The 26,367-nt window shown below is 44.1% G+C and carries 19 protein-coding genes; 6 read left to right on the top strand and 13 right to left on the bottom strand.

What is annotated here, in order from left to right:
• Nucleotides 1–40: 40 nt before the first annotated feature.
• Nucleotides 41–1,180 (bottom strand): alkene reductase, encoded by a 1,140-nt coding sequence (locus ACIGBM_RS12695; protein WP_397477992.1) that lies wholly within the window; start codon nucleotides 1,178–1,180, stop codon nucleotides 41–43.
• 170 nt (nucleotides 1,181–1,350) lie between these two features.
• On the opposite strand from ACIGBM_RS12695, the gene ACIGBM_RS12690 reads away from it, so the two are divergent.
• Nucleotides 1,351–2,238 (top strand): LysR family transcriptional regulator, encoded by an 888-nt coding sequence (locus ACIGBM_RS12690; protein ID WP_397477991.1) that lies wholly within the window; start codon nucleotides 1,351–1,353, stop codon nucleotides 2,236–2,238.
• Between the two features lie 164 nt (nucleotides 2,239–2,402).
• Here ACIGBM_RS12690 and cobA read toward each other — a convergent pair whose 3' ends face one another.
• The 5 genes from cobA to ACIGBM_RS12665 form a co-directional block, all read right to left on the bottom strand.
• Nucleotides 2,403–3,314 carry a uroporphyrinogen-III C-methyltransferase gene (gene cobA, locus ACIGBM_RS12685; protein ID WP_397477990.1) on the bottom strand — a complete coding sequence of 304 codons (912 nt, stop codon included), beginning with the start codon at nucleotides 3,312–3,314 and terminating at the stop codon, nucleotides 2,403–2,405.
• Nucleotides 3,315–3,471: 157 nt separating this feature from the next.
• Nucleotides 3,472–6,969, bottom strand: coding sequence for a molybdopterin-dependent oxidoreductase (locus ACIGBM_RS12680; protein ID WP_397477989.1), 3,498 nt, complete (start codon nucleotides 6,967–6,969; stop codon nucleotides 3,472–3,474).
• Nucleotides 6,966–8,444 carry an NAD(P)/FAD-dependent oxidoreductase gene (locus ACIGBM_RS12675; RefSeq protein WP_397477988.1) on the bottom strand — a complete coding sequence of 493 codons (1,479 nt, stop codon included), beginning with the start codon at nucleotides 8,442–8,444 and terminating at the stop codon, nucleotides 6,966–6,968. Before ACIGBM_RS12675 ends, ACIGBM_RS12680 begins: the two co-directional genes overlap by 4 nt.
• Before the next feature lie 52 nt (nucleotides 8,445–8,496).
• The gene (locus ACIGBM_RS12670) at nucleotides 8,497–10,446 is read right to left on the bottom strand and encodes a protein kinase (protein ID WP_397478060.1); all 1,950 of its coding nucleotides are present in this window, start codon (nucleotides 10,444–10,446) and stop codon (nucleotides 8,497–8,499) included.
• A gap of 208 nt (nucleotides 10,447–10,654) precedes the next feature.
• A complete protein-coding gene (locus ACIGBM_RS12665; RefSeq protein ID WP_397477987.1) occupies nucleotides 10,655–12,163 on the bottom strand; it encodes a NarK family nitrate/nitrite MFS transporter in 1,509 nt (502 codons plus the stop codon).
• A gap of 639 nt (nucleotides 12,164–12,802) precedes the next feature.
• Here ACIGBM_RS12665 and nirB point away from each other — a divergent pair.
• Nucleotides 12,803–15,403: a nitrite reductase large subunit NirB gene (gene nirB, locus ACIGBM_RS12660; protein ID WP_397477986.1), complete on the top strand. Its 2,601-nt coding sequence runs from the start codon at nucleotides 12,803–12,805 to the stop codon at nucleotides 15,401–15,403.
• 137 nt (nucleotides 15,404–15,540) lie between these two features.
• Nucleotides 15,541–15,891, top strand: coding sequence for a nitrite reductase small subunit NirD (nirD, locus tag ACIGBM_RS12655; RefSeq protein WP_101204537.1), 351 nt, complete (start codon nucleotides 15,541–15,543; stop codon nucleotides 15,889–15,891).
• 318 nt (nucleotides 15,892–16,209) lie between these two features.
• On the opposite strand, the gene ACIGBM_RS12650 is transcribed toward nirD, so the two are convergent.
• From ACIGBM_RS12650 to ACIGBM_RS12640, 3 genes are all read right to left on the bottom strand, one after another.
• Nucleotides 16,210–17,718 (bottom strand): carboxylesterase/lipase family protein, encoded by a 1,509-nt coding sequence (locus ACIGBM_RS12650; protein WP_397477985.1) that lies wholly within the window; start codon nucleotides 17,716–17,718, stop codon nucleotides 16,210–16,212.
• A 273-nt stretch (nucleotides 17,719–17,991) separates the two neighbouring features.
• The gene (locus ACIGBM_RS12645; protein WP_397477984.1) at nucleotides 17,992–18,819 is read right to left on the bottom strand and encodes a DODA-type extradiol aromatic ring-opening family dioxygenase; all 828 of its coding nucleotides are present in this window, start codon (nucleotides 18,817–18,819) and stop codon (nucleotides 17,992–17,994) included.
• Nucleotides 18,820–18,907: 88 nt separating this feature from the next.
• Complete coding sequence (locus tag ACIGBM_RS12640) at nucleotides 18,908–19,354, bottom strand: DoxX family protein (protein WP_397477983.1); 447 nt, start codon at nucleotides 19,352–19,354, stop codon at nucleotides 18,908–18,910.
• Between the two features lie 161 nt (nucleotides 19,355–19,515).
• Between ACIGBM_RS12640 and ACIGBM_RS12635 the strand changes: the two genes are divergently transcribed.
• Nucleotides 19,516–20,424 (top strand): LysR substrate-binding domain-containing protein, encoded by a 909-nt coding sequence (locus tag ACIGBM_RS12635; protein WP_397477982.1) that lies wholly within the window; start codon nucleotides 19,516–19,518, stop codon nucleotides 20,422–20,424.
• Nucleotides 20,425–20,511: 87 nt separating this feature from the next.
• On the opposite strand, the gene ACIGBM_RS12630 is transcribed toward ACIGBM_RS12635, so the two are convergent.
• On the bottom strand, nucleotides 20,512–21,225 hold the full coding sequence (locus ACIGBM_RS12630) for a DUF6977 family protein (protein ID WP_397477981.1): 714 nt from the start codon (nucleotides 21,223–21,225) through the stop codon (nucleotides 20,512–20,514).
• A gap of 433 nt (nucleotides 21,226–21,658) precedes the next feature.
• Between ACIGBM_RS12630 and ACIGBM_RS12625 the strand changes: the two genes are divergently transcribed.
• Both ACIGBM_RS12625 and cueR read left to right on the top strand, forming a co-directional pair.
• Entirely contained in the window at nucleotides 21,659–24,121 is a 2,463-nt protein-coding gene (locus ACIGBM_RS12625; RefSeq protein WP_397477980.1) for a heavy metal translocating P-type ATPase, read from the top strand.
• Nucleotides 24,122–24,227: 106 nt separating this feature from the next.
• Entirely contained in the window at nucleotides 24,228–24,620 is a 393-nt protein-coding gene (gene cueR / locus ACIGBM_RS12620; RefSeq protein WP_397477979.1) for a Cu(I)-responsive transcriptional regulator, read from the top strand.
• 173 nt (nucleotides 24,621–24,793) lie between these two features.
• Here cueR and ACIGBM_RS12615 read toward each other — a convergent pair whose 3' ends face one another.
• From ACIGBM_RS12615 to ACIGBM_RS12605, 3 genes are read right to left on the bottom strand one after another with little or no spacing between them, the layout of a single operon-like run.
• Nucleotides 24,794–25,108: a hypothetical protein gene (locus ACIGBM_RS12615; protein ID WP_397477978.1), complete on the bottom strand. Its 315-nt coding sequence runs from the start codon at nucleotides 25,106–25,108 to the stop codon at nucleotides 24,794–24,796.
• Between the two features lie 2 nt (nucleotides 25,109–25,110).
• Entirely contained in the window at nucleotides 25,111–25,521 is a 411-nt protein-coding gene (locus ACIGBM_RS12610; protein ID WP_397477977.1) for a hypothetical protein, read from the bottom strand.
• Entirely contained in the window at nucleotides 25,508–26,221 is a 714-nt protein-coding gene (locus ACIGBM_RS12605; RefSeq protein ID WP_397477976.1) for an HNH endonuclease, read from the bottom strand. The genes ACIGBM_RS12610 and ACIGBM_RS12605 overlap by 14 nt, the downstream gene beginning before the upstream one ends.
• Nucleotides 26,222–26,367: the final 146 nt, after the last annotated feature.

The raw sequence follows: 26,367 nt of genomic DNA, 5'->3' as shown, positions 1-26,367 counted from the left end.
CCATTAATGGCCTTATCTTATTCATTGTTTAAGTGCTTCGCTACTCTTGATAGCGAGGATAATCACTATAGCCAACATCGGTACCACCATACATCGTGGTAGGATCTACTTCATTGAGTGGCCAGTTATTGGCGATACGCTCAGGTAGATCTGGATTAGCGATAAAAGGACGACCAAACGCGAATAAATCACCGTAGCCTTCTTCTAAAATGTTTACGGCTTTTTGTACCGTGTATTTGCCAGCATAAATAATACGGCCTGAAAATTCTTCTCTGACTGCTTGATAAAAAGTGTCTGGTAAATCAGGCGCATTATCCCAATCAGCTTCTGCAATGGACAAATAAGCAATACCCGCTTGCTCAATGACTTTAATCGCCTCAATATACGTATGATGGGGATCTGACTCTACCAAGCCTAAATACACACGCGTCTCATCCGTACTCGCAAACAAAGGCGCAAAACGCACGCCTAAACGATCAGCACCGACCACATCACTGACAGCAGCCACGATTTCTTTTAAGAAGCGCAAACGATTGGTCAATGACCCACCATATTGATCATCACGGGTGTTGCTATGCTCAGAAATAAACTGATTGACCAAATAACCGTTAGCACAATGCAGCTCTACCCCATCAAAACCCGCTTCCAATGCATTGCGCGCAGCTGTCGCATACATCGTTACCAGCTCACCAACTTCATCGGTACTGAGGGTGCGTGGCTCACTTGGATCGGCCAATGCGCCTTCACCTGGACCTGTTTCAATAAATACTTTGACGTTATCAGCAGTAATATCAGAAGGCCCTACCGGCTGAGCACCATTAGGCTGCAAGCTGGTGTGCGACACACGGCCTACATGCCAAAGCTGAGCAAAAATAATACCGCCTTTGTCATGTACTGCTTGCGTGACTTTTTTCCAACCTTCAACTTGGGCTAATGAATGGATGCCTGGCGTCCAAGCATAACCTTGACCTCTTGGCTCAATCTGCGTACCTTCCGTCACCATAAAGCCTGCTGACGCACGCTGTGCATAATAGCTGGCCATTAAGTCATTAGGGATATTGTCAGGTTGCGTGCTACGAGAGCGTGTCAATGGTGGCATTACGATGCGGTTTTTTAGCGTATAAGGCCCAAGTTCTACAGAGGAAAATAGTGTATTTGTATTTAGAGTGGTTTGTGTCATAAGTGTCTCTTTTAAAGCAGCTGATGGCTTATTATTAAAGGTATTCGGCCTGTTTTGATGCTTAATAGCTCATTTAGTGGCTACTTAAGCAATGTTAGTCAGCATAGCGTTTTGAGGGTACAATTAGAAACAACCAGTTATTGTTTAAGATACAACTATTAATGGTATGCATGATGAATGGAATGAATCGGCTCGATATTAAGCAGCTTAGAGTATTACAAGCACTGCTTGATCTAAAAAACTTGTCACAAGTCGCACGCAAGATGGGGCTGACCCAACAAGCCATCAGTGAGCAGCTGCGTAAGTTACGCGAGGTGTTTGATGATCGCTTGTTTATTCGTCAAGGGAATAGCATGGTGGCAACGCCAAAGGCGCTATCGATGCAGCAACCCCTTGACCATATATTAAAGCAGTTGGAAGATTTGTTAGAGCCAGAGGTTTTTATGCCGCAAACCTACAAGGGCATCTTTACGATTAGTGCGACTGACTATGCGACGCAGGCATTATTACCGCAATTGTTTAATATTACGCGACGCGACGCACCAGACTTGAAGTTGATCGTACGTGATTTTGCCTCAGACAATATCAATCAGCTGATTGCAGCAGGCGAGCTTGATTTGTTGATTACCTTTCCTGAATTTATCCCTGATAACTTATCGTATGTGACTTTATTTGAAGAACAACATTTATGCGTGACGGGTTGTGAAAATACCTTTACCACAGAGCCATTAACGCTGGCGCAAGTGGCTGCACACGCGCAGCTAGTCGTGTCACCTTCGCGTGCTAATTTACGTGGCTCTCATGATCAATGGTTTGCAGAAAAAGGTCTAAAACGAAATATTGTGATGTCGGTTCCTAGCTTTTCGGCCGTACCCAATATTTTGCACACGACTGACATGATTGCGTTTTATCCTTCGCGGCTATTGCCGAGCAGTAAGGTCAAAGAGCTTAAGGTTGAAGCGTTGCCGCCTACTTTTAAAGTCATCGCGGCATGGCATCCACGTACTGCTGACAGTGGCATACATCGTTGGTTAATTGAGCAGTTGAGAAATCTATAGTAATTAACTTAGCTATAGCCAACTTTGAAACGACATCGAAAGTTTTTAAATTTGATGTAAGTATTATCTAGATTAAACATGGTCCTACACAAAATTCTGGACAGGTTCACATAATTACCTTAGTAACAGTTTCTTAAAATAACAGTCTTTTAAACATAGTTATCCTACCCAATACTCTCCAAATCGGGTATTAACTCATTACTGCTTATCACTTTATCAACATCAATAAACTCACCTTTACCCATGGCGCCAAGATTATAGTCTGCAAACTCATGATATAAAGTGACCACATCACCCATAATCAATAGTGCAGGGGTTGGTAGTTTTGCTTCAGCTTGCTGATCAGCGATATCACTTAATGTGCCGATAAGTACTTGCTGCGTTGGCATACTGGCATGACTAATGATAGAAAAAGGAGTTTCGCTGTCGCGCCCCGCTGCTATCAACCCTTGTGTCATCTCATGCAAACGGTGCAAACCCATGTAAAACACAACTGTCTGGCTGCTGTCCATTAGCTCACTATAATCGTTATTAGGCGCGCCATTTTTTTTGCAAGCAGTGACAAACTTGACCGATTGAGCATGGTCACGGTGCGTTAGTGGAATTCCCGTACGGCTAGCAGCGGCACTTGCGGCAGTAATACCTGGAATAGACTCAAAATGAATGCCATGACGCACCACTTCCTGCAGTTCTTCGCCGCCGCGCCCAAAAATAAAAGGGTCGCCACCTTTTAAGCGAACCACCATTTTACCTGCCAGCGCGTGTTTGACCAGTAGCTCGTTAATATTCTCTTGTGGTAATGCATGATTGGCGCGGCGCTTACCAACGAATATCTTTTCAGCCTTGCTCGCACACATATCCAAAATATCCTCAGACACCAGACTGTCATATAACACCACTTCTGCGCGCTGCATCACTCGCCACGCTTTTAAGGTTAATAGCTCAGGGTCACCAGATCCTGCGCCAATCAGATGCACAGTGCCTCTTTTGGTGCAAGTTTGCACGTTTTCTGCGCAGTGTTGATCCATTAGCTGATAGGTCTCATGCGTTGAGGTAGCGGCAGATATATTGGTCATGGTGGTGACTCCTGATAACAGCGTGAATACAGCAAAATGGGCAACCACAAGCAAAGTTGTCAATAAACCCCTATTCTAAAATGGCTGATTGTTCATAACACAACACTCAACCAATAATTGCATATAAAAGATTGCAAGCGACGTGCCACACGACTATCTAAGCTTGCGCCAAGGAGGCGCATTCTGCGATTAATGCATTGATTTGCCCAACGCAAGAGCCACAATTGGTACCTGCTCGGCACTGCTTACCCACTGCCATCGCACTAGTACAACCATGCTGTGTGATAGCGTTGAGAATAGTGTTTTTTCCAACCGACATACATGAGCATACCAAGGGTCCTGGATCAACATAACCACTGGCAGGCCGCCCCGCGAGCAACCATTTATATCGTTGATTGACAGGTATTTGGCTAGTATCCGTAAAACAGCTATCGAGCCAGCGGACACTCGGTAATTGCTGTTGCGTTGGGGCAACATAAATAGCCATAATCAGTTGTGTACTGGGCCTCTCATCATCAGATGACCCACTATTTATGGCAGCGTTGTTTGAGTCTGTCTCAGGCGCAGATTGTGTCACAATAAAACGCAATTGATTCTGTACATTATCGACCGTAAACGCCGTATGCATGACACCCTCTTGAGAGTTTGGCTGTGATAATGATTGCATAGACGCTATAAACTGCTGCCAAAACTCGGGGCACGCTAAGGTACTACTAGCCTCCACCATCGGGCTAGCGAGATTGATCAAGACGCTGTTATTTTGATGACTCAAGCTCCAAGTGATTGCAGGTAATGCCTCTGGTAAAATGTTGTTTGAACGTGCTTCGCATTTTGTTTCAGACAATCCTTTCTCTGACGCTTTGGCAGAAAAATTGTCCAAAATAGTACGTAGTTGCACTATAACGGCGTCTTGCCACTCAGGATGCACCAAAATCTTGCCAAATGATTGCATAGGAACGGGCGTGACACTAATCGCCGAATTTTTGAGCTCTGGCTGCCCTGAATGCGGATCGACGACTGTTGGAATAAGGGGGCCTACACGAGCAAAGCTAGCAAAAGCATTGCTCCAATGCATGGGCATAAACGCATCACCAACGCGCAACGTATCGCTAATGGCAACTTGCGCCATTACGGTAGTTGCGGGCTCGTTGCCATCCCTAGCCGCACTCATCGCGGCGTCACTGACTACGCCATTACTAGTCACGCCGTTATCATAACTTTCATGCTTTCCGTAGTTTTCATACCTACGATGCAGTTGCACAAAGTCATTGTCTTGAACACCCAGTTGCTGTGCATCATTAGGATGTATGGTCAGTGTCGGTACTGGCTGATGTTGATTTAACTGCGGTGCAAGGCCAGTGCGAGTCATGGTATGCCATTGATCACGCAGCCTGCCCGTAATCAGGCGTACATGAACCACATGGTTTTCAGGTTGAGTATCATGCTCAAACTCGTGTTTAGAGGGTGATTGATGCTCACCAATCAGTTGGGGTTTTTGCCTTGTTTGACGTCGATGTACATTGGCTACGCTCGCTTCATCAGAGGGCGTAATAGCGATTAACTGTGACTTGGTAACAGTGGCAGCGGAATTAATGATCTCATTTTCTAAAGGTTTTATCTTATCAATCATAGAGATACGCGTGCCACCCCATTGAAATGGTAACATCTCTTCGTATGCTTGCTGACTGAGTACGATTGGCTGATGTATTTGATTGCCGTTCTGGCTAATATGCTGCCTAATATATTGTTGAGCAGGTTTATCGGCTGGTACCTCATCTGTCATTAAAGCAGACAAGTCTTTGCTAAGGTTCAGATAACGAGGGTAATTCTTATTAGATTGAGATGTTCTGTAGTTATTGTTATGCGTATTACCATAAGCGGTCAATGCCACATGCTCATTAAATATCTCGCTAGGATGTTGGTAATCAAACCCCGTTAACCCCATGCGTGTGGCAACTTGAGACAGTATCCACCAATCTGGTTTGGCAAGCCCTGCTGCAGGCATTAATGTCCGCTGCCGAGAGATACGCCGTTCAGAATTGGTGACCGTTCCAGATTTTTCGCCCCACCCCTGGGCAGACAATACAATGTCAGCACACTTCACCGTGTCACTGTCTACCGAGCAGTCAGAGACAATCACTAGATCGCATTTGGCAAGCGCTTGGCGAAAATTATCGGCATCTGGCAAGCTAACCACAGGGTTGGTAGCCATAATCCAAATGGCCTTGATACGACCATCTAATATGGCAGCGGCTGCATCACAGGCTTTGACACCCACGTTTGGGGAGATAGGTTGAGGCGACTGCCAAAAGTCTGCCACGAGCTGACGATGATCGGCATTGTCTAGTTCTAAATGCACCGCTAACAAATTGGCAAGGGCGCCGACTTCTCGTCCACCCATTGCATTAGGCTGTCCAGTAAGTGAAAACGGACTGGCCCCTACTTTGCCCACACGCCCCGTGAACAAATGGGTATTGATAATAGCATTGACCTTATCGGTTCCGCTTTGTGATTGATTGACACCCATACTAAAGGCAGTGACTGTTTTATCAGTGGCGGCAACGCATTCATAGAACTGGCGGATACTTTCCGCAGACACTTGACAAGCACTGGCGACTTTATCAATGCTCCATGCTTTGGCCGCATTCACCGCATCATCAACGCCCAAGCTTTGGCTAACATATTCATCATCTTGGCAACCCTGCTGATCTAAGTAATGCAGCAACCCATTATATAAATGTGTATCCGTGCCCGCAGCAATTGGTAAATGCAAATCGGCAAACTCGCAAGAGTCCGTACGGCGCGGATCTATCACAATCAGTTTTTTATTGGGATTGGCTTTTTTGGCTGCTAAAAATCGACCAAATAAAATAGGATGGCACCACGCCATATTGGAGCCTACCAGTACCAATAAATCACAAGCCTCTAAATCCTCGTAATTACCCGGCACAAGATCTGCGCCAAACGCACGTTTGTGCCCAGCTACTGCGGACGACATGCACAGCCGAGAGTTCGAGTCGATGTTATTATTACCGATAAACCCTTTTATAAATTTATTGGCCACGTAATAGTCTTCAGTCAGCAATTGACCTGAGACATAAAACATAATGCTGTCTCGCCCGTGTTTGGCGATAGTGTCATTTAAACGACTGGCAACGTCCTCTAGTACGGTATCCCAGTCTGTCTGCTTTATAAGTGGCTTGTCAGATACGTCTTTAGCATTAAAATCATTACCCAATTGCATAGGCTGATGCTGTTGCATGACTGCGTGCTTGTTTTGATAATATGGCTCGGTCAAGCGGCGCGCGGTGCCCAATGTTTGTGCCAGTGCACTCCCTTTGGAGCACAATTTACCAAAATTAGCCGGATGCTCAGGATCTCCTTTAACGCTCAGCACCTCTGTCTCATTCACGCTCGCTAAAACACCGCATCCCACTCCGCAATAAGGGCACGTCGTGCGGATAGTAGTTATCGAGCTATCAATCAAATCGCTATCAGAAGACGACAGTGCTTTTTTTGTATTTTTGGCAGCACTTATATCATGTGTTTCAATGACGCGGTCTGTTGCTTTTTGCACGCTATTAGGTAGGCCGTTCGATTTATTAGCTGATACTACTTTGCTTGCAGCAGATTCATTGGCAATAGCGTCATTCATAATGCATCCTCTAACAGTTCAGCCGCTTTATGATGATCGACGTTCCTGTCTGTCTCATTAAATTCTATATCTACTTCCGTAGTTGGCGAATTGCTTGGCATTATTTCATCCAAATGACAATATGCTTCGCCAAATATGAGTGTGTCTTTGATGGACGTAATATCAACGTTATCTATAATTAACTGACTGTAAAAGCTGCCATCGCTGGTGTCCCCATAAAGCACAGCACCAATGAGTTTGTTTTCTTTGAGGTACAGACAATGATAATGGTTTAATTCAGGCTGACGATATACGAGGGTTTCAACAGTATCAGCGGCTTCGTCATCAAAAGCGATTTGCCCTGCAGAAAATGCCGACATACCAGATACTTTTAATTTTAATGACAACGGTTTGCTCACAAAAGGAACCCAGTGATCTGGTACGGCAGTTTTATTGTCTATCACATTTGTATCGTTTTCTATCAAGTCATCTTTTAAAACCGTGACCAATGTATCTACCTGCTGATTGACCGGCGCCACCATTCCAAATAGCTCGCCCTCTCGCTCTATACACTCACCAATGGCATAAACATTGGGACAACTGGTATGCATAAAATCATCGACCACAATACCGCGATTAACCTCAAGCCCGCTTTGCTTAGCAAGCGATGTATTGGGTATCACACCCACTGCCATCACGATAAAATCGGCCGCTAGCGTGCGCCCGTCCTTTAAAGATAATCCGCACACTTCTCCTACATCATTCATTTCGATAGCCTCAGTATGTGCAGAAACCGCGAGACCAACCCCGCGGCGACTGAGCTCAGCTTGCAAAAGCTCGGCAGCTGGCAGGTCTAATTGACGATTGAGTACATGACCATCCATATGAATGACCGTCATGCTCGCACCCTGGGCCGCCAACGCGCAGGCAGCCTCTAATCCCAGTACGCCACCGCCAATCACCAAACCCGTTTTTCCTTGGTGGGCATAGTCCATCAGAGCGGTCACATCGGCAAGGTCTCGAAATACATGTACGCCTTTAGCCATGTGGTTGGGGAACGGAATGACTCGAGCAGTCGACCCTGTTGCCATCACTACCTTGGCATAATTGAGTGTTTGCCCATCATCTAGCTCAATACACTGGTGCCTGGTATCTATTGTCTCTACCGCAACCCCAGCCAGCACAGTAATACCCAGCTGCTCATACTCTGCTTCGTCGTACAAATAAGTATCTTCAAATGCTGTGTCGCCAGCCAATACTGGTGACAGCATAATGCGGTTATAGCCCACGTGCGGCTCTTTACTGATTAACGTAATTGGCAGACGGGCAGTGTCATCATTTGAGTGCGTGCGAGCAAGCTCAATGGCAAAACGACTGCCTGCCATACCCGCTCCGATAATAACGATGCCAGCGTTTTTTTGATGGTCTGATGCTAAGGCGTGAGTATTGGTATGAGTATCTACCGTAGTTGCGGCTTGCGACATAGATAGCGACATAAACAGAAAAGTCCTTAGCCGCGCGGAGCAGCATTGAATGCAAAACAGCGTGTCATGAAAAGTACGCCAACAACAATAAAATGATGACAAACTCTATGAAGCAAATGCCATGCCATACCAGCAGAGGGTTACGCTTAATGAGGGGTTCTGGGTCACGGCTGTGTGCCTTATTATCGGGGTTAAAATCCTGTAAAAACTCACCAATGGCTTGATAGCGCGCGTTAGTGTTGACATGCAGCGCACGCATGAGTGCCTGTTGGCTGGCATCAGGTACGTTCTGCTGCCGTAGCGGCTGCGCGGGCATAAGTAATGTTTGATTTGGCATCATTAGTGTCTGGGTATTAAATGGCAATTGTCCCGTCAGCAATTCATAGCCAATCACTGCAATCGAGAACAAGTCAGAATGCACACCTTTTGGTGCATCGGTGTAATATTCTGGTGCAGCATAGTGCAAATCACCATTTGGTGGTCGGGTGCTGTCTTTTAAGATAGAGGAACTGGCGGAACCAAAATCAATCAGTTTGACCGCACCTGATTTGGTCAAAAGAATGTTTTCGGGTTTGATGTCTTGATGCAGCAGATAGTTGCGATGCATGACTCGAACCGCCATGCCAATTTTGGTGAGTAAATCAAAGGTTTGCCACACATCACAAGGCGCATGACGATCCATAAAGTCCCGTAAACTCTCACCGGCGATATATTCAGTCAAATGATATAAGTAGGTGGTACTTGCTGGTACTGGATAGTAACGCAGCAGCCCCGACTCACTGAGCCCAGAGCCGACGTTATGACCAATATTGTTGGATGCAGAATTGACAGGCAATCGATTGGGATCAGCTTGATTGTAAGCCGACTCTCCTGCGCGGCGATGTTTTGATAGGCTCAAACCAATTTTACGTTCTTTTAAAAAATCACGCAGATAGTGACCATCGGCAACAGAGTCTAAACTGGGTGATTTTAAAACAAAGTCATGGTTGTCTTCATCTTGTACCCAGTACACGTGACTGCGAGCAGTACGAGCAATGATACCAATCACAGTAAAGCCATCAATATGATCGCCTATCTGTAAATCGGTTGGAAGCTGGTAGCGATTCACATCACGTATGACTGTATCCAGATTATCAAAGTCCATACCATCAAAATGACCAATACCCTTTGAGCCATTGATAGAAGTAAAATGGGCTGAGCGTGTGTTCATACTCAGCATGACCATGCTTAGATTATCATGACTGCCTGCACTAAAGGCTTGCTCGCACACGGCTTGACTGGTGTTAAACCCTAGCAGTAATTTATGTGTAGTAGCCATCAACTGAAATATATCAGTCGCACTGCTGCACAGCTCAAATTGCAACTCTGTGGGCTCTATATGCTCATAAACCCCATCTGTCATAATGGCCAAACATTCGTTTTGATGAAGGGTAAATACCGATTGTTGTAGCTCTAACTGGCTATCTGCGCCGATAGCTGCAGCAAGCGCTCCTTTATCTTGGCCGCGGTGCACGCGGTGATCTTTGCTCAATACTGTCAGACAATCTACCCCAACGCGGTATATTCGAGAGTCGCCTGTATGAAACAGGTGAATACGGTCACCGATACAGAGCAAGCCTGATAACGTAGACAACAACGGCGGCACCCGTTGATACGATTGAGGAAAATATAGAATATCGTTGGCTTTGTTGACTGCTGTTTTGATGATAGTGGCGACTTGATCATCATCAAAACTGATGGATGACGTCTCATCTTGTGATTGTGCCAGTGCAGTCAATCCTAATGTGATTTTGTGGGCAATGGTATTCACTACCAGTCGACTTGCCTGTTTTGGAAACTGACAAACGCTGACCCCATCTGCCATCAGCACCAATAATGGGGCTGATGAGGACGGGTGAGATCTTGCTTGAGATATTGAGCGATTAGCATTAGATGATTCTGCACCTGAATATTGATGGGGCAAGCAGGTGGTGATAAGTAAGCTGTCTTGGTTTTCCGTCTTGCGACCTGCCATAGTGAAAAAATCAAGCCACCATAATGCAGTACTGGCATCAACAATATCTTTATTTCCACCAGTCTCATCAATAGCAACAAACTGACTTGACTCTATCAAAGATGACGGATTGCCTTTATTGAAATGAACAGCCATCTCATCCGCATTTTGACTATTGTTTCTATTGGCGTTTGCTGCATGTGTTATCGTCATCTGTCGTCACCCCATACTATCTATGACTCACTTGTATTTCGGCAAATGTGCCATCTGGCATCTCTTCAATAATAATGCCTTCTGGCTCTTTTAAGAGAAACAATGCAAAGAATCCAGCCACTGCTGTCGCGGCAATTACAAAGAAAAACACTTGATAAGACACTAGGCTCAGCACCGTTAAATACACCACTGACCCAACATTACCATACGCACCTGTCATCCCTGCAAACTGCCCTGTCATACTACGTTTGATCAGAGGGATTACCGCGAAAACAGCGCCCTCACCTGCCTGTACAAAGAATGAGCAAAACATTGTGATTAACAATGCCAATGCCAGTGGCCACGTTGAATCAAGGAAGCCCATTAATAGATACCCGATGGCCAAACCAGCTGTCAAAATCAACAAAGTAATTTTACGACCAAACTTATCACTGAGCCAACCACCACCTGGGCGTGACATGAGATTCATAAAGGCATAACTCGATGCCAATACCCCTGCCATCACAATCGATAAACTAAAAGTTTCTTGGTAAAACAAAGGTAGCATCGACACGACGGCGAGCTCTGAGCCGAACGTGGCAAAATACAAAATATTTAAGATACCTACTTGCTTAAAATCATAACGATGCGCCACTGGTACAGGCGTGGTGAAAACCTCTTTATTAAAACGGTAGCTACTAATGAACTCGTAAACATACAATATCGCAAGGCCAATATAGACCATGGTGACACTAGACTGGCTCAGTAAGCTCACACCATCAGGTGATAGTTTCCATGCCAATAATGCCAATGCCAAATACATAGGCAGTTTAAAAACCATCATTAACCAAAAATCACCCGATGACGTCACCATCATGGCACCTGATTTTTTGGGTTTAAAATAAGTAGCCCCTTTGGGTGTATTACGCGCCATCTTATAAAAAATGATGCTATAAATCGCCATCACTACCCCTGACGTGGCTGTTGCATAGCGCCAACCTTCATCACCACCGAACACTGCTGCGGCACCAATCGCGATAGTCGGCAATAACAGTGCCGCTGCTGCCGAGCCGAAATTACCCCACCCCCCATAAATGCCCTCAGCTGTTCCCAATTCATTGGTTGGAAACCAATCGCTCATCAAACGGATACCCACCACAAAACCTGCACCCACAAAACCCAGTAAAAATCGAGACAGTGCCAAGGTGTTGTAATCCTGCGCGAACGCAAAGGTAAAACAAGGAATAGCACCAATGGCTAAAATGGCGGTATAAACAATACGAGGGCCAAAACGGTCTGTCAGCATCCCGATAATCACGCGGGCAGGAATAGTCAATGCCACGTTTAAAATGAGTAGTGTTTTGACTTGGTCTTTACTCAGATTGAGCGTTTCTCCAATCGCTGATAAAAATGGTGCATGGTTAAACCATACAAAAAAGGTAAGGAAAAATGCCATCCAACCTAAATGAAGGATTTTATTTTTACCCGTAAATGACAAAACGTTAAGCTTGTCTTTACTAGATGCAACGGGGGCTGATGATGACATAGGCAACTTCCTCAAATGATTAACTTCAGGGTTCTGACAACGTACTAAAGGTACTAAGTGTTCAAAAAATGCAGTATTCAAATATGATAAGTAGCAATGTTTCAAGCAGTGCAATGGTTATGCCAGTTATCCGTGTACGCTGCCAAATCCATATAAAGACCAACGCTTATTGAGGCTCTAAGCGCCTTTACTGGCGGGTCTATAACCATCACCACACCTGACGCTTATGCTAATAAAGCATTAACACAGCAGATTTAAAACACTCCATCAGCCTCCCTTATAAACAGCAATAACATCCAACTTGGGGCACAGCAGTAACTATTTTGGTGCATTAGCTTCTGGTATCTCAGTCGGTGACAACGGCGACCATCCTATTTTTGGTAAGTCATAGCGCTGATCATGCTGACGTAAAAACCTTTGTACATAAGTGACTCGAACCGATACGGCATACCTTTATGTCTGATGGCAACACGCAAAAACCTAGCTAATCAAAGTGCCATGGCATGATTATTGAATGCTCTGTAATAGTAGGTATTAAATGCTGTTTATCAGCTGTTGTTGAGGGACGGAGCCGTTTATAGCGAGATAAAAAATAAACGATGACCGTACCCAACCAGCCCCATTACTAAGGACAGACGCATGAGTAGCACTGCATTGAGCACAGAAAGTAAAGGTAATTTGGTGGTGATTGGCAACGGTATGGTCGGTCATCACTTTATTGAACGAGCAATTGAACAAGGGCTACACCAGCAATTTGACATTCATGTGTTTGCTGAAGAAGACCGCCCTGCTTATGACCGTGTTTATTTGTCGAGCTACTTTGAACATAAAGATGCCAGTAAGCTAAACCTAGTAGATTTAACAGCCTATGAATTATCAAAAGTTAATTTGCATTTGAATCAATGCATTGTAGATATCGATTCGGCCAGTCAGCGTATTACTACTGAGGCAGGCGAGATTATTGAGTACTCTGAGTTGGTACTAGCGACGGGCTCATACCCTTTTGTGCCGCCTATCCCAGGCCGTGAGCATCCGCATTGCCACGTATACCGTACCATTGCGGATTTAGATGAGATTCTAGCGATTGCTGAGCTGCCCACTGTCAAAAAAGGCGTGGTGGTTGGTGGTGGTCTACTGGGACTTGAGGCCGCAAAAGCGCTCGTGACGCTAGGGCTGGATACCTATGTGGTCGAGTTTGCGCCGCAATTGATGGGCGTTCAGCTTGATGCCGCTGGCGGTGAGATTTTAAAGCGAAAAATAGAAGCACTTGGTGTCAAAGTGCTGACGGGGAAAAACACCAAAGAGATTCTATCCAATACTGCACCCAACTCTGATGACACCAGCGGTGATGGTCAATATTTAACCATGCAGTTTACAGATGGCACCTCTCTAACGACCGATATGATTGTGTTTAGCGCTGGTATTAGACCGCAAGACGGTCTCATTAAAAACAACCCCGAATGCGGTATCGAAATGGGCGGGCGTGGTGGCATCTTGATCAATGAGCAATGTCGCACCAATGTAGATCATGTTTATGCCGTGGGCGAATGCGCAGTATGGGACAACAAAGTATTTGGTCTGGTGGCTCCCGGTTACAACATGGCCAGTATCTGTGCCGCGCAAATCGCTGGTGATAGCAAGCAGATATTTACGGGTGCTGACATGAGCACCAAGTTAAAACTGATGGGTGTGGATGTAGGCAGTATTGGCGACGCACATGGCTCAAGTGAAGGCAGCTTAAGCTACCTGTATCAGAACCCTGCTGAGGGAATTTATAAAAAACTGGTCACCACACCAGATAACAAGCGATTGCTTGGCGCTGTATTGGTAGGCGACACCGAAGACTATAACAACCTATTGCAATTATATTTAAATGACATTGACCTACCCGCACACCCAGAAAGCCTGATATTACCCAATGTCGAAAAACCCGTGATGGGCATCGACAATCTGCCAGATACCGCCACGATTTGTTCTTGTTATAACGTGACCAAAGGTGCTATCTGTTCCGCCGTCGAAAACGGCGCATACTCCGTCAGCGATGTAAAAACCATGACCAGTGCTGGTAGTGGCTGTGGCGGCTGTGCCCCTATGGTCAAAGATACGGTCAGCTACCAACTCACCGCCATGGGCTTTGAAGTAAACAATGACTTGTGTGAGCACTTTGCGTACTCTCGTCAGGATTTATATAGTCTGATTCGTGTGCACGGCATCAAAACCTTTGATGAATTACTGACTGAACATGGTAGCGGTCATGGCTGTGAGATATGTAAACCAACGGTCGCCTCTATTTTGGCATCGTGCTGGAATGATTACGTACTCAAAACCGAGCTAACACCACTACAGGACAGTAACGATTACTACTTAGGTAATATCCAAAAAGACGGCACTTATTCCGTCGTACCTCGTGTGCCGGGCGGTGAAATTACTGCAGACAAGCTCATCGTACTGGGTCAAGTGGCGAAGCAGTTTAATTTATACACCAAAATCACTGGTGGAATGCGGGTCGATCTGTTTGGCGCACGCATGGAGCAATTGCCTGATATTTGGACGCAACTGGTGCAAGCAGGCTTTGAGACTGGTCATGCCTATGGTAAATCTTTACGTACCGTGAAATCTTGTATCGGTAATAACTGGTGCCGCTACGGCGTCGATGACAGCATTGGCCTCGCCTTGAGATTAGAGGATCGTTATAAAGGCGTGCGCTCACCGCACAAAATCAAGATGGGTGTGTCAGGCTGTATGCGCGAATGTGCGGAAGCACAAAGTAAAGACTTTGGCATGATTGCGACTGAAAATGGCTGGAATCTATTTGTCTGTGGTAATGGTGGTATCACCCCACGTCATGGCGAGCTGTTCGCCACCGATCTGGACACCGAAACCATGGTCAAATATATCGACCGCATCATCATGTTCTATATCAAAACAGCGGACAAGCTACAGCGTACCTCAAAGTGGCGTGAAAGCTTAGATGGCGGGCTGGATTATTTGAAGGCTGTCATTATTGAAGACAGTTTGGGCATAGCAGATGAGCTCGAAGCGCAAATGCAATTGTTGGTCGACAATTACGTGTGTGAGTGGGCAGCAACGATTAACGACACCGAAAAACTCAAGCGTTTCCGTCATTTTGTAAACAGTGAGAAAGGCGATGATAATGTCGTTTTCGTGACTGATCGTGAACAGATTCGCCCAGCGACTGATGCGGAAAAAGCAACCATCAACCTGGTTGAATTGGCCTAGCCAAGGAGGAGTGCCTTGTTAGTTATCACAAAAAGCAAGGCGCTGTTTTTTGACTCATGTTTTCGTGACTTGCAGCTTGTCACTCATGATTTACCACTCATACAGAGCAATATTATCATCACTAAGGATACCGCCTCATGAACCAACAGACTATTTGTACACTTGACGATATCATTCCTGAAACCGGTGTCTGCGCCCTGATAGATGGCAAACAAATTGCTATTTTTCGCACCAAAGAGAACGATTTATTTGCTCTTGATAACTACGATCCATTCAGTCAAGCCAATGTACTGTCACGGGGGTTGATTGGTGGCACCACGATTACAGATGATACAGGAACAGCAAAAGAAGTGCTTTATGTGGCCTCGCCCATCTATAAACAACGCTTTAACCTAGCTACTGGTCAGTGTTTAGATGATGAGAGTATTGTGCTCAATACTTATAAATTCAAACTTGATGGAAATAATGTGGTGGCAAACTACGAATAATAAGCGACGTTATCTCTAATTTGATATGCCATTAATAATTGCTGTATTAATCTAAAACATCCTTTGAGTCTGAGATTCAAAGGATATTTTATTTTTGATAATCATGCTGAAATACCACGCATTAAACGTTTCAACACATTCAACCAAACTGAAAGGCTGATATTTGCGTTTTTAGTTTGGTTAAAAGTAGACTTTATGTCTTATGTCAATCCTCATGCACCCACGGCTATCATATACGGCTGTTATGAAAGCGCGGGCTACGTATAGATCTTTATGCACGTGAGTTGCGCTTCAGGCTATATGATTGAAACCATCGTTTTAGAACGAATAATTTTTCCATAATACTCTAACGTCTCGCTCAGGGTCTTTAACAATTTTAGAATCAGTATCAAATACCATCGTTGCTCGATCTGCTAGTCGATAGTTATCCCATGGTGCTTGTCCAGAACGAGCAAACTCGATCCAGTTTTGATGCATGGTATCGGCAAGCTTTTGCGATGGTTGATCGCCAATAAAGCTTTTGGCTTGCTCACTATCAAGAGCGTTAAAGGTAAAAGGCACATCCACAAAATGCGCGGCGCCTAACTTTCCATCAAAGGCTGGTGAAAACCACGAAAAGTTATAATGCCAGACTTTATTGCCGTTGTTAACCAAGTGCTCAGCAATATGGACTGCAGGCATCCGAAAGGTATAATCAGACTGAATGTCAGCAAAGCTATCGCCAATAGATTTTTTATTCTTAATTGGCGCGTAAACATCACGCGATGCACCATTCAAAGATAAATCACTCAACAACTGAGATCTTTGTGTTGCAGGGATTTGATCGATCGCACCGCCTGGAACATAATACAGTCTGGCTTCTTGATCCGTACTACCCACGATAACGGGAATGGCTGGATCTGTATTGTTCGCCAAATCTCTCATAGGTGACTCTTTGATGACATCTCCATCAGCAACAGGCAAAAACGCTGTGCCGCCCCAAGACATCATGCCCCACTGGTCTCGATTCTTTATAGTGTTGCCGATATCAATAACTTCAGTGACTAACGTTTCAAGAGGGATTTGAGAGATATCGCTTATCGTTGCTGATACACCCAGCTCTTTGGCAAAAGTTTGGCTAACTCGATCTGCTTGCTCCATGGTCATGAATTGCATTGGTGGGCTTTGCATTATTGCTTGTTGAAAGAGACCTTTTGCCTTATCTGTACCCAACAGTATGGCGACGCTTTCAGCACCTGCTGATTGACCGAACAAAGTAACGTTCTCTGGATTACCACCAAAATTGGCAATGTTTTTCTGTACCCATTGTAATGCCGCAATTTGATCGAGAATACCTCTATTATCTGGCGCACCATCTAAATGCATAAACCCATCAACACCAACTCGATAATTCACAGTGACGACAATCGCGTCGTTTTTTGCAAAGCTAGTACCGTTGTACGCCTCTTCTCCTGCATCTGCCCGAATAAAAGCGCCGCCAGGTATCCAAACCATCACAGGTAGCTGCTTATTTGATTGTAGAGCAGCCGTTGGCGCCCATATATTTAAGGTAAGGTCGCCTGCAGCACCGACAAGCTCAACCGTCTGCTCTCTTCCTGGCTGCGGAACTGGCGCTGTTTTTTTTGTGGCGTCCAAGACTCCTTCCCACTTTTCATACGCCTGAGGAGCTTTAAACCTACGCGCTTTTGTAAAAGGATCATGAGCATAAGGAATACCATAAAATGACGTGACGTCGGCATTCACTTTACCTTGAACGTCGCCTTGATGAACAGAAACCGTCATCTGTTGTCCTTCTATATCGTTATTCGCTGCAAATGAAGACGCCATATTAAAGCTCAAAATTAAGACTGTCGCTTTGCAAAACCTTTTTACCATATGGTTCAAAGCCATCATTATGATTCCTTTTTTTGTTTACTTGTCTTTCTTATGAGAGTGGTAAAAGTGGGTACCCAACCTGAAGCTTACTGTTCCTTAGAATAATACCGTGCTCTGGTCAAAATTTTTATAAGATAAACGTAAGGGTTTTATAACGTTATGGTGAGCTCATATACGTCTAGAAAATTCAGACTAACGATTTGAGATGAAATGAAAAAGTAATATCTAGCCAAACTGAAAGGCAGACAACTGCGTTTTTAGCACTTGCTGGGAGTAAATCTTGTGCCCTTTGTCACGTCCTGCTGCACCTACCGCTATCATAAGCGGCAACAAATGCTCCTCTGCCCCTAGTGGATGTGAGTCAAGCGCGTGAGGAGCATTTTTCCAATTAGCCAAGGCCGCGAGTCGTTTATCCGAATCTGCTGATTCTACAGTATTCGTTAGCCATTCATCAAAACGCTCTGATGGTTCAGTAAAACTGGTATCGCCATAACCGCGCATGTTATGAAAGCTCATGCCGCTACCGACGATTAGCACACCCTCTGTACGTAATGACGCCAATGCCTGACCAGCAGCCAAATGCGCTTGTGGGTCTAAATCATGACGCAAGGATAGTTGGATCACTGGAATATCCGCCTCAGGGAACATTAGCTTAAGCGGTATAAATACCCCATGATCAAAACCGCGCTCCGCATCTTGTTTATTACCTACCCTTGCCTTTGTCAGTAGACTACTGACTTGCTCTGCCAATGCTGGCGCGCCTGAGGCTGGATAAGTCAAACTATAAGTATGTTCAGGAAAGCCATAATAATCATAAATGAGATCAGGTTGCTTGCCAGCGGTGATACTAAATTCAGCCGTCTGCCAATGCGCACTAATGATTAAGATAGCCTTTGGTCGCTCAGGCAAACGAGCAGAAATGCTCTTTAAAAACGTTGCCATCTCATGCCACGTATCCGCTGGTTGCCAATTCATAAAAAAACAAGGCCCTGCACCATGCGGTATAAACAGTACAGGCTGGCTAACTGACTCATTAGATAGAAGTGTTGTCATGGCTTTCCCCTTGTTGCTTGTCTTAAATGGCTATTTTCAAATGGCTTTATTCACTAAAATTGAATAAAACTATTTACAATGATGAAACCTAGCCTAATTTTTCTGATAATACCTTATCCATACTGAAGGAACCGCCACCTTGTATAGCTAGGGCAAGCGTAGCTACCATCAAGGTTAGCGCGTATTCATAACCGCCATTATCAGCGAATAGCCCATTGCTAATATGGACAGAAAAAATAGCCACCAACATGGTAAAAGCTGCGGCTAAAGCAGCTGGTCTAGTTAGTAGACCTAATACCAGAGCCAGACCACCGAAGAACTCAGCACCGCCTGCTAGTATCGCCATCAAATAACCCGGCTCCATACCCATACTGTTCAACCATTGAGCCGTACCTGCTAGCCCATTACCACCAAACCATCCAAATAGTTTTTGGGCGCCATGGGCGGCTAAAATCAGGCCAACGGGTACACGAAGAACTAAGGCCGCCAATCCAGCTTTTGATGTCAAAATAGTATTTAATAGTGATGATTTCATTGATGCTTACTCCATAACGTATGATTAGAATAAATAGTGTCGAAAATGATATAGGTACACTTTACTATCAACGCTATAAAAGAGTAAGCTCAGTTATATTGAATAATTATCAACATACTGTTTATAGTGGATTTGATATCAAGAGAAATATAGGGACAGATATGGATAGAATCGATGCCATGCGCGCTTTCGTCGCGGTAGTGACAGAAGGCAGCTTTAGTAAGGCGGCAATTACGATGCAGCTCTCGCCGCAGCTAGTAAGCAAGTATGTGGCAAAGCTAGAGGAGGAACTACATACTCGCCTGCTCAACCGCACTACACGCAAAGTCAGCCTGACAGAAGCTGGCAGTCAATACTTTACACACGCGCAGCAGGTTTTATTGAGTATTGATGAGATGGCATCGCAGTTAGGCGGCTTACAGCAGCATCCCAAAGGCGTCTTGCGAATCAGTGCGCCCGTCTCCTTTGCCTTAAAGCATATGGCAAAACTCATCACTGATTTTCAGGCGCGCTATCCATCAGTTACCGTTGATCTGCAGTTGAGTGATCGAAAAGTAGATATCGTTGAAGAAGGGTTTGATATTGCCCTGCGTATCGGACAGCTCCAAAGCTCATCGCTTATCGCCAAGCAGATTGCTCCGATTCGCGTGGTGTTATGCGCCTCGCCCGAGTACCTAAACACTCATGGCACCCCTAAGCAGCTTGAGGATTTAGAGTCGCATCGCTATTTGCATTATAGCTATATGAATGTAGAAACTAAGGGTCAAATCTACAAATACCTAAAGACCAAACAATTCAAAGAACGTAGCGTTTTCCATAGTAATAATGGTGACGTACTCGTTGAAGCAGCTATTGCAGGCGGAGGATTGATATTACAGCCAACTTTTATTGCTAGCGAAGCATTAAGTACTGGCAAGTTGGTTGTAGTGTTGCCAGAATATGAACCTAGCCCTTTAGGGTTGTATGCCGTCTATGCCCATAGAAAACTACTACCTCACAAAGTCAGATGCTTTATCGATTTTATGACCGACTACTATGGCACGCCGCCGTATTGGGATGAGAATATATAGCTTTAAACATAGAGACATAAAAAAGCCACGATACATAATGTATCGTGACTTTCGGCTCAAGCAAACTTAAGCAAGCTGATTTGACGATCAGATCCAACCTTCTTCTAATAGGTGCTCAGTATTGCTGATTTTAAAATTATTGCATAAATCGTAGAATGCCATTGGCTCTTCAACATTATCGAGCAACTCTCGTTTATGCAGTGCCACAAACAGCGCCAACGCATACGCTGCACTATGGACAGACTTTTTAGGATTAAAGGTAATATCAGTAAATCCCTGATATTGAATTACTTCCTCATGCAGCTGAGGGTTTTGCTTAAGCGCATTCACGTACAGCCAATCATAAAATGTCGTTAACGGCTCTACACCCCATTCCATACCAAAGTAATTGTAGCCAATGAGCTCACCTGAGGTTGTAAGTCGCTCATCTTTGCGTGCTTGTCTTGGCGGCGCGGTAAGCAAATCCGTGTAAGGACCACCATCTTCAAAAACCATACTGGCTTGAAAAGCATTTTCGACACTATACGGATTGCCATCATGCTCATCGGTAATTTTTAAGCTAAACGGACTTAGCGGAAAACTCAGCTTATTACCAGATTTGCTGGACAGCTCTAATACTTGCTTAAATCCATACTTTTTACGAATGACTTGTTGTAGGTCATTGATGGATTTTTTCTTTTGTCTGGTCGCAAATCCCACATGTCGCTCAAACATAACCATATCCGTTTTTACCAAATTGTCACTGTTGACTTTGGGCATGAATACGGGTCTTTGTTCTATCGTATTTGGTACTTCTTCCATAGTGATGTGCCTTAATATCAATGGTCTTGTATAAATGTTTTGTGTTAACGGTGCTGATATCACCTGCTGTTGACGGCGTACTCTGTCATTGCTAGCCATGTTTATTATTGGTATTTTATTCGCTAGCAGCCAAATACAGTGAATTGATCGAGAGTTATCGAGAGTTATCTAACCCTATCAGCGCTCGCTGGGCAGTTTATCTTATTATCAGCCATTTATCCTGCCCTATTTTAGAATTAATGCCGCTATACCTTCAACAATAAACCTTAATTGAGCTATTTTGAACTTAACAACAAATACAAGACGCTACTATAAACGGGTTTAAAAGTATTTAAAAAAATACGCTTGACCTTACCATGATGTCAACCTATATGCTGTCGCTATAGATTTGAAAATAAGATTAAAAATATAGTTAAAAACGACAGAGGTTGTTATGAAAACAAAAAATACTAAAGCCCCTACTTATCATGAAGTGCTGAGCATTGAAGGCATGAGTTGCGCCTCGTGTGTTGGGCGTATCGAAAAACAATTAAAAAATATTGAGCACGTTGAAAACGCCGAGGTAAATCTTGCCACTGAACAGGCGACTGTTTATTCATCTCAGCCTTTAGATGTCGCCCAGTTAAACAAAGCGGTAGAGCGCGCAGGCTATAAGGTGACTGAAACCAAGCCTATCGAGCTATCTATAGAAGGCATGAGCTGTGCCTCTTGCGTTGGACGAGTAGAAAAATCCTTGGCAAAAGTCGCTGGCGTGCAACAAGTCACAGTAAACCTTGCGACTGAACGCGCTTGGATTAAAGGCGATGCTCAAATACAAACGAGCGACTTAATTGAGGCCGTTAAAAAAGCGGGCTACGAGGCCAAACTGGTAGAACAAGATCAAAGTGATCGACAAGATAAGAAAGCCTCGGAGCAAAATCAGCTTAAACGAGATTTGGGACTTTCTGCGCTGTTGTCACTGCCTGTATTCATTTTAGCAATGGGCTCGCATATGATTCCCGCCTTTCATATGTGGGTGGTGAATAACCTCGGCACTCAGCAAAGTTGGCTGATACAGTTTGTTTTGACCACATTGGTACTACTCTTTCCAGGCCGACGCTTTTATCAAAAAGGCGTGCCAGCCTTATTGCGTTTTGCGCCAGATATGAATTCGCTAGTGGCGATTGGTACCATCGCAGCGTATGGCTTTTCTCTCATAGCGACCTTTATCCCGCAAGCGTTACCTGAAGGCACGGTGCACGTCTATTACGAAGCCGCTGCTATGATTGTGAGCTTGATATTATTAGGTCGTTATTTTGAAGCAAAGGCTAAAGGTCGTACTTCTGGGGCCATTCAGCACTTAGTAGGTATGCAGGCAAAGACCGCTCGTGTACACCAAGATAGTAAAGTCATTGAAGTCCCTGTAGAAGATGTCACTGCACAAATGATCGTTGAGATTCGTCCAGGCGAGCGTGTGCCTATCGATGGCGAGGTGGTTGACGGTCACAGTTATATTGATGAATCTATGATTACTGGTGAACCTGTCCCTGTGAAAAAACAAACAGGCGATCAAGTGGTCGGCGGTACTATCAATCAAAACGGTACCGTGAATATTAGAGCAACGGCGATTGGTGAAGATTCTGTGTTGGCACAAATCATCCGTATGGTAGAACAAGCCCAAGGCTCTAAATTACCGATTCAAGCATTGGTGGATAAAGTCACCATGTGGTTTGTACCAGCGGTGATGTTTTTATCAGCATTGACCTTTATAGTTTGGTTGATTTTTGGCCCTGACCCTGCCTTAACCTTTGGCTTAATCAATGCGGTTGCCGTCCTCATTGTAGCCTGCCCTTGTGCAATGGGATTGGCCACCCCGACTTCTATTATGGTCGGTACGGGTCGCGGTGCAGAATTGGGTGTGCTATTTCGTAAAGGTGAAGCGCTACAAATGCTTCAGGACGTGAGCGTGGTGGCCGTTGATAAAACAGGCACATTGACTAAAGGCAAACCTACCTTAACGGACTTTCAAGTCCAACAAGGGTTTGAGAAAGAACAAGTCCTACGCGTGGTGGCATCGGTTGAAGCAAAATCTGAGCATCCCATTGCCTTAGCCATTGTACAAGCTGCAGAACAACAGAATATTCAACTGCTACCTATCACTGACTTTGAGGCGATGACAGGTCTAGGCATTCAAGCAAACGTGGCAGGCCAAGTGATTCATATTGGCGCGGATCGTTATATGCAGCAATTGGGGCTTGAGGTTGCGCCTTTTGAACAAGATGCGCTACGTTTGGGGCAAGAAGGTAAAACCCCACTCTATGTATCTATTGACCAGCAGTTGGCCGCTATCATCGCCGTTGCCGATCCTATTAAAGAGACGACTCATGCCGCCATCGCCGCACTACATCAGTTAGGCTTAAAAGTAGCCATGATTACAGGCGATAATCGCCATACCGCCCAAGCGATTGCCGCAAAATTAAATATTGATCAGGTAGTAGCAGAAGTGTTACCCGAAGGCAAGGTAGATGCGATACGCCAGTTGCAAGACCAATATGGCCGAGTGGCATTTGTTGGTGACGGTATTAATGATGCCCCTGCATTGGCTCAATCTGATGTTGGACTGGCCATTGGTACAGGCACAGACGTGGCGATTGAGGCGGCTGAAGTGGTGCTAATGTCAGGTAGTCTGCAAGGTGTGCCTACTGCGATTGCCTTGAGTAAAGCCACCATCAGTAATATCAGACAAAATCTGGCTTGGGCGTTTATTTATAATGTTGCTTTGATTCCGATTGCCGCAGGTGTCTTGTATCCCGCATTTGGCATCCTGCTCTCACCCATTTTTGCGGCAGGCGCCATGGCACTGTCTTCTGTTTTCGTATTGGGTAATGCGTTACGCCTCAAGTACTTTAAAGTATAGTCAGCGAACTACTAAACCGCTACAGAGTGAATGTAGAATCGTAAAGAATATCCATATAGGGTTTAAACATTAATGCTTAAACCCTTTCTAGGTTAGGAGGAGAAATATGAATATTGGTCAAGCATCAAAGCAATCAGGCATCTCTACCAAAATGATTCGCTACTATGAGCAGATTGGCTTGCTAGAAACCGTAAATCGCTCGAACTCAGGTTATCGCTTATATTCTAAAGACGATATAGACGATTTATGCTTTTTAAGACATTCTCGTGACTTGGGATTCTCATCCAAGCAAATGAAAGAGTTACTGTATCTGCGCAAAAATGCCAATCGTCAAAGTGCAGATGTTAAGCAACTGACACAAGAGCATATTGAAACGTTAAACCAAAAAATCGCTCAATTGCAAGAGATGGTCGACTCGCTACAGAACTCTTTTGATCATTGCGCAGGCGATGATAATGCAGAGTGCGCTATTTTAGAAGATCTTGGGCAGGGTCAATAAAAAATACCTTCGCATATCAGACATGCCGGCATCGAATATTACTGGTAATAGAGTCATTAACGAGTACTTCTCAACTTAGAAGACGTTAAAACGTCAGGTTATGTTGTTTTGCACAACTAAAATAGAAGTAAAGATTAATACAGCCTCAGTGCCAGAAGTGGACAGTAGCGATCTTAGCCATTTGTTATATTTTTATACCCACGTACTTTTTGAAATAACTCTGTTAACACCAGTTTGTTAGGTTTTTTTACAAATTCAGCAAGTAATATTGCTTTAGACTTCTGAATAAAATTGAATTCTGATTCTGCCACACAAGAAAGAATAGAAATATCCGCGCCCTCTACTTCATGAACTATAGACTTTTTCAATGCGATAACTTCTAGGCAAGAATTATAGTCAGTTGAAATATGAGTAATTAAGATATCTATGTCTCTATATTTACTGGTGCCATTAAAATATGAGCCATAACCATATACAGATATTGTCAATTTCAAAGCCAACCATTTTCTTCAAATCGTTCACGCTCGTACTCTGTAAGATAAGTCCAATATTCCCTTCTGTTTATAGCAGCCATAAATCCAGCTATATCAAACACACCAACCTGATCAGCCATACAACTACGTTTAACATCTAGTGAATAACCACACCAGTTAGAACTAATAACTACAGCTTGTAATTGCCCATAGTTTTCACATGACTCTACATATTCAGCAGTATCAAAGGAGTAACACTCACAGATAAATACTTTCAATATTCGACCATCAGTTAGCTCAAGGTTATAAACACTAGGATTAATACACTCAATTGAGTTTACCTTTGAATGCTCACGCATACGTTGTTCGAAAAAATTATAGTTTCCGTAATAGCTCATCCACGGAAAATTGTCGTTATGGGCGGGCATCTTCTTCTCCAAAAACTAACTCTTCAAAATCTGTAGGAAAACGTAAAACTGCTTGATATGGAATTTCATCATTGACCCATACTTCATAACTTTTTACGTGCGTTATAAATTTACTAATAATCCGTTGCTCCCCCCTAGAAAATAACTCTCTATTTTCCTGTAATAATTTCACCACTTCACGATTATTTGGAATGATTGTAGAAAGCCGAGCAGAGGTCCAAAGAGCGTGAACTTGATCGTTATTAGGATTTCTTCGCGCATTATCAGACAATGGACCATATTGCTCCCATGCTTGATGATTTTCAGACATGTAAATAGATATCTTATCTTTTAACTGAACCGTATTCTCAAATTTTTCTACTCCGAGTCTATTTGAAATAAAACTCTCGTGCTTATTTTTCATTTCATGGAGTAGACCTACGGGGTATTCAGCTTCATTTTCTTCTTTGTCAATCAATGTGTGATGAGTAGGACATAGAAGTATTAAGTTCTCATAACTATCACGTTCAGTATGTGATTGTGATTGGTCATATCTATTTGAGCCTGGCTTGTTTCCTTTTATATGAGCCATTTCTCCCAGCGTGTAGGGGGCAATCCCTGCAGCCTGTTCTACGGAAAGTTTTTCAGTGCAATTTGCAAAGGAACATCTTCCTGCTGCATTTGACCATAGTAATTTTATCGATTTATTTGTAATAGCCAATTGGCCTCCTGCGAGCTACAACTAAAAATATAACAATTGAACCGTGCGTATTTCTGCCGATACAACACTAATTTTCTATTCTATATACTTTTAAAAAATTACTTAAGGTATTGCTATAACCAAATTTTCTATTAACTTCAAGCCAA

Source organism: Psychrobacter sp. NPDC077938 (genome assembly GCF_044542635.1).
Lineage (GTDB): Bacteria > Pseudomonadota > Gammaproteobacteria > Pseudomonadales > Moraxellaceae > Psychrobacter.
Note: the sequence above shows the minus strand (reverse complement) of the source record. Positions and strands in the feature narration are given on the sequence as shown.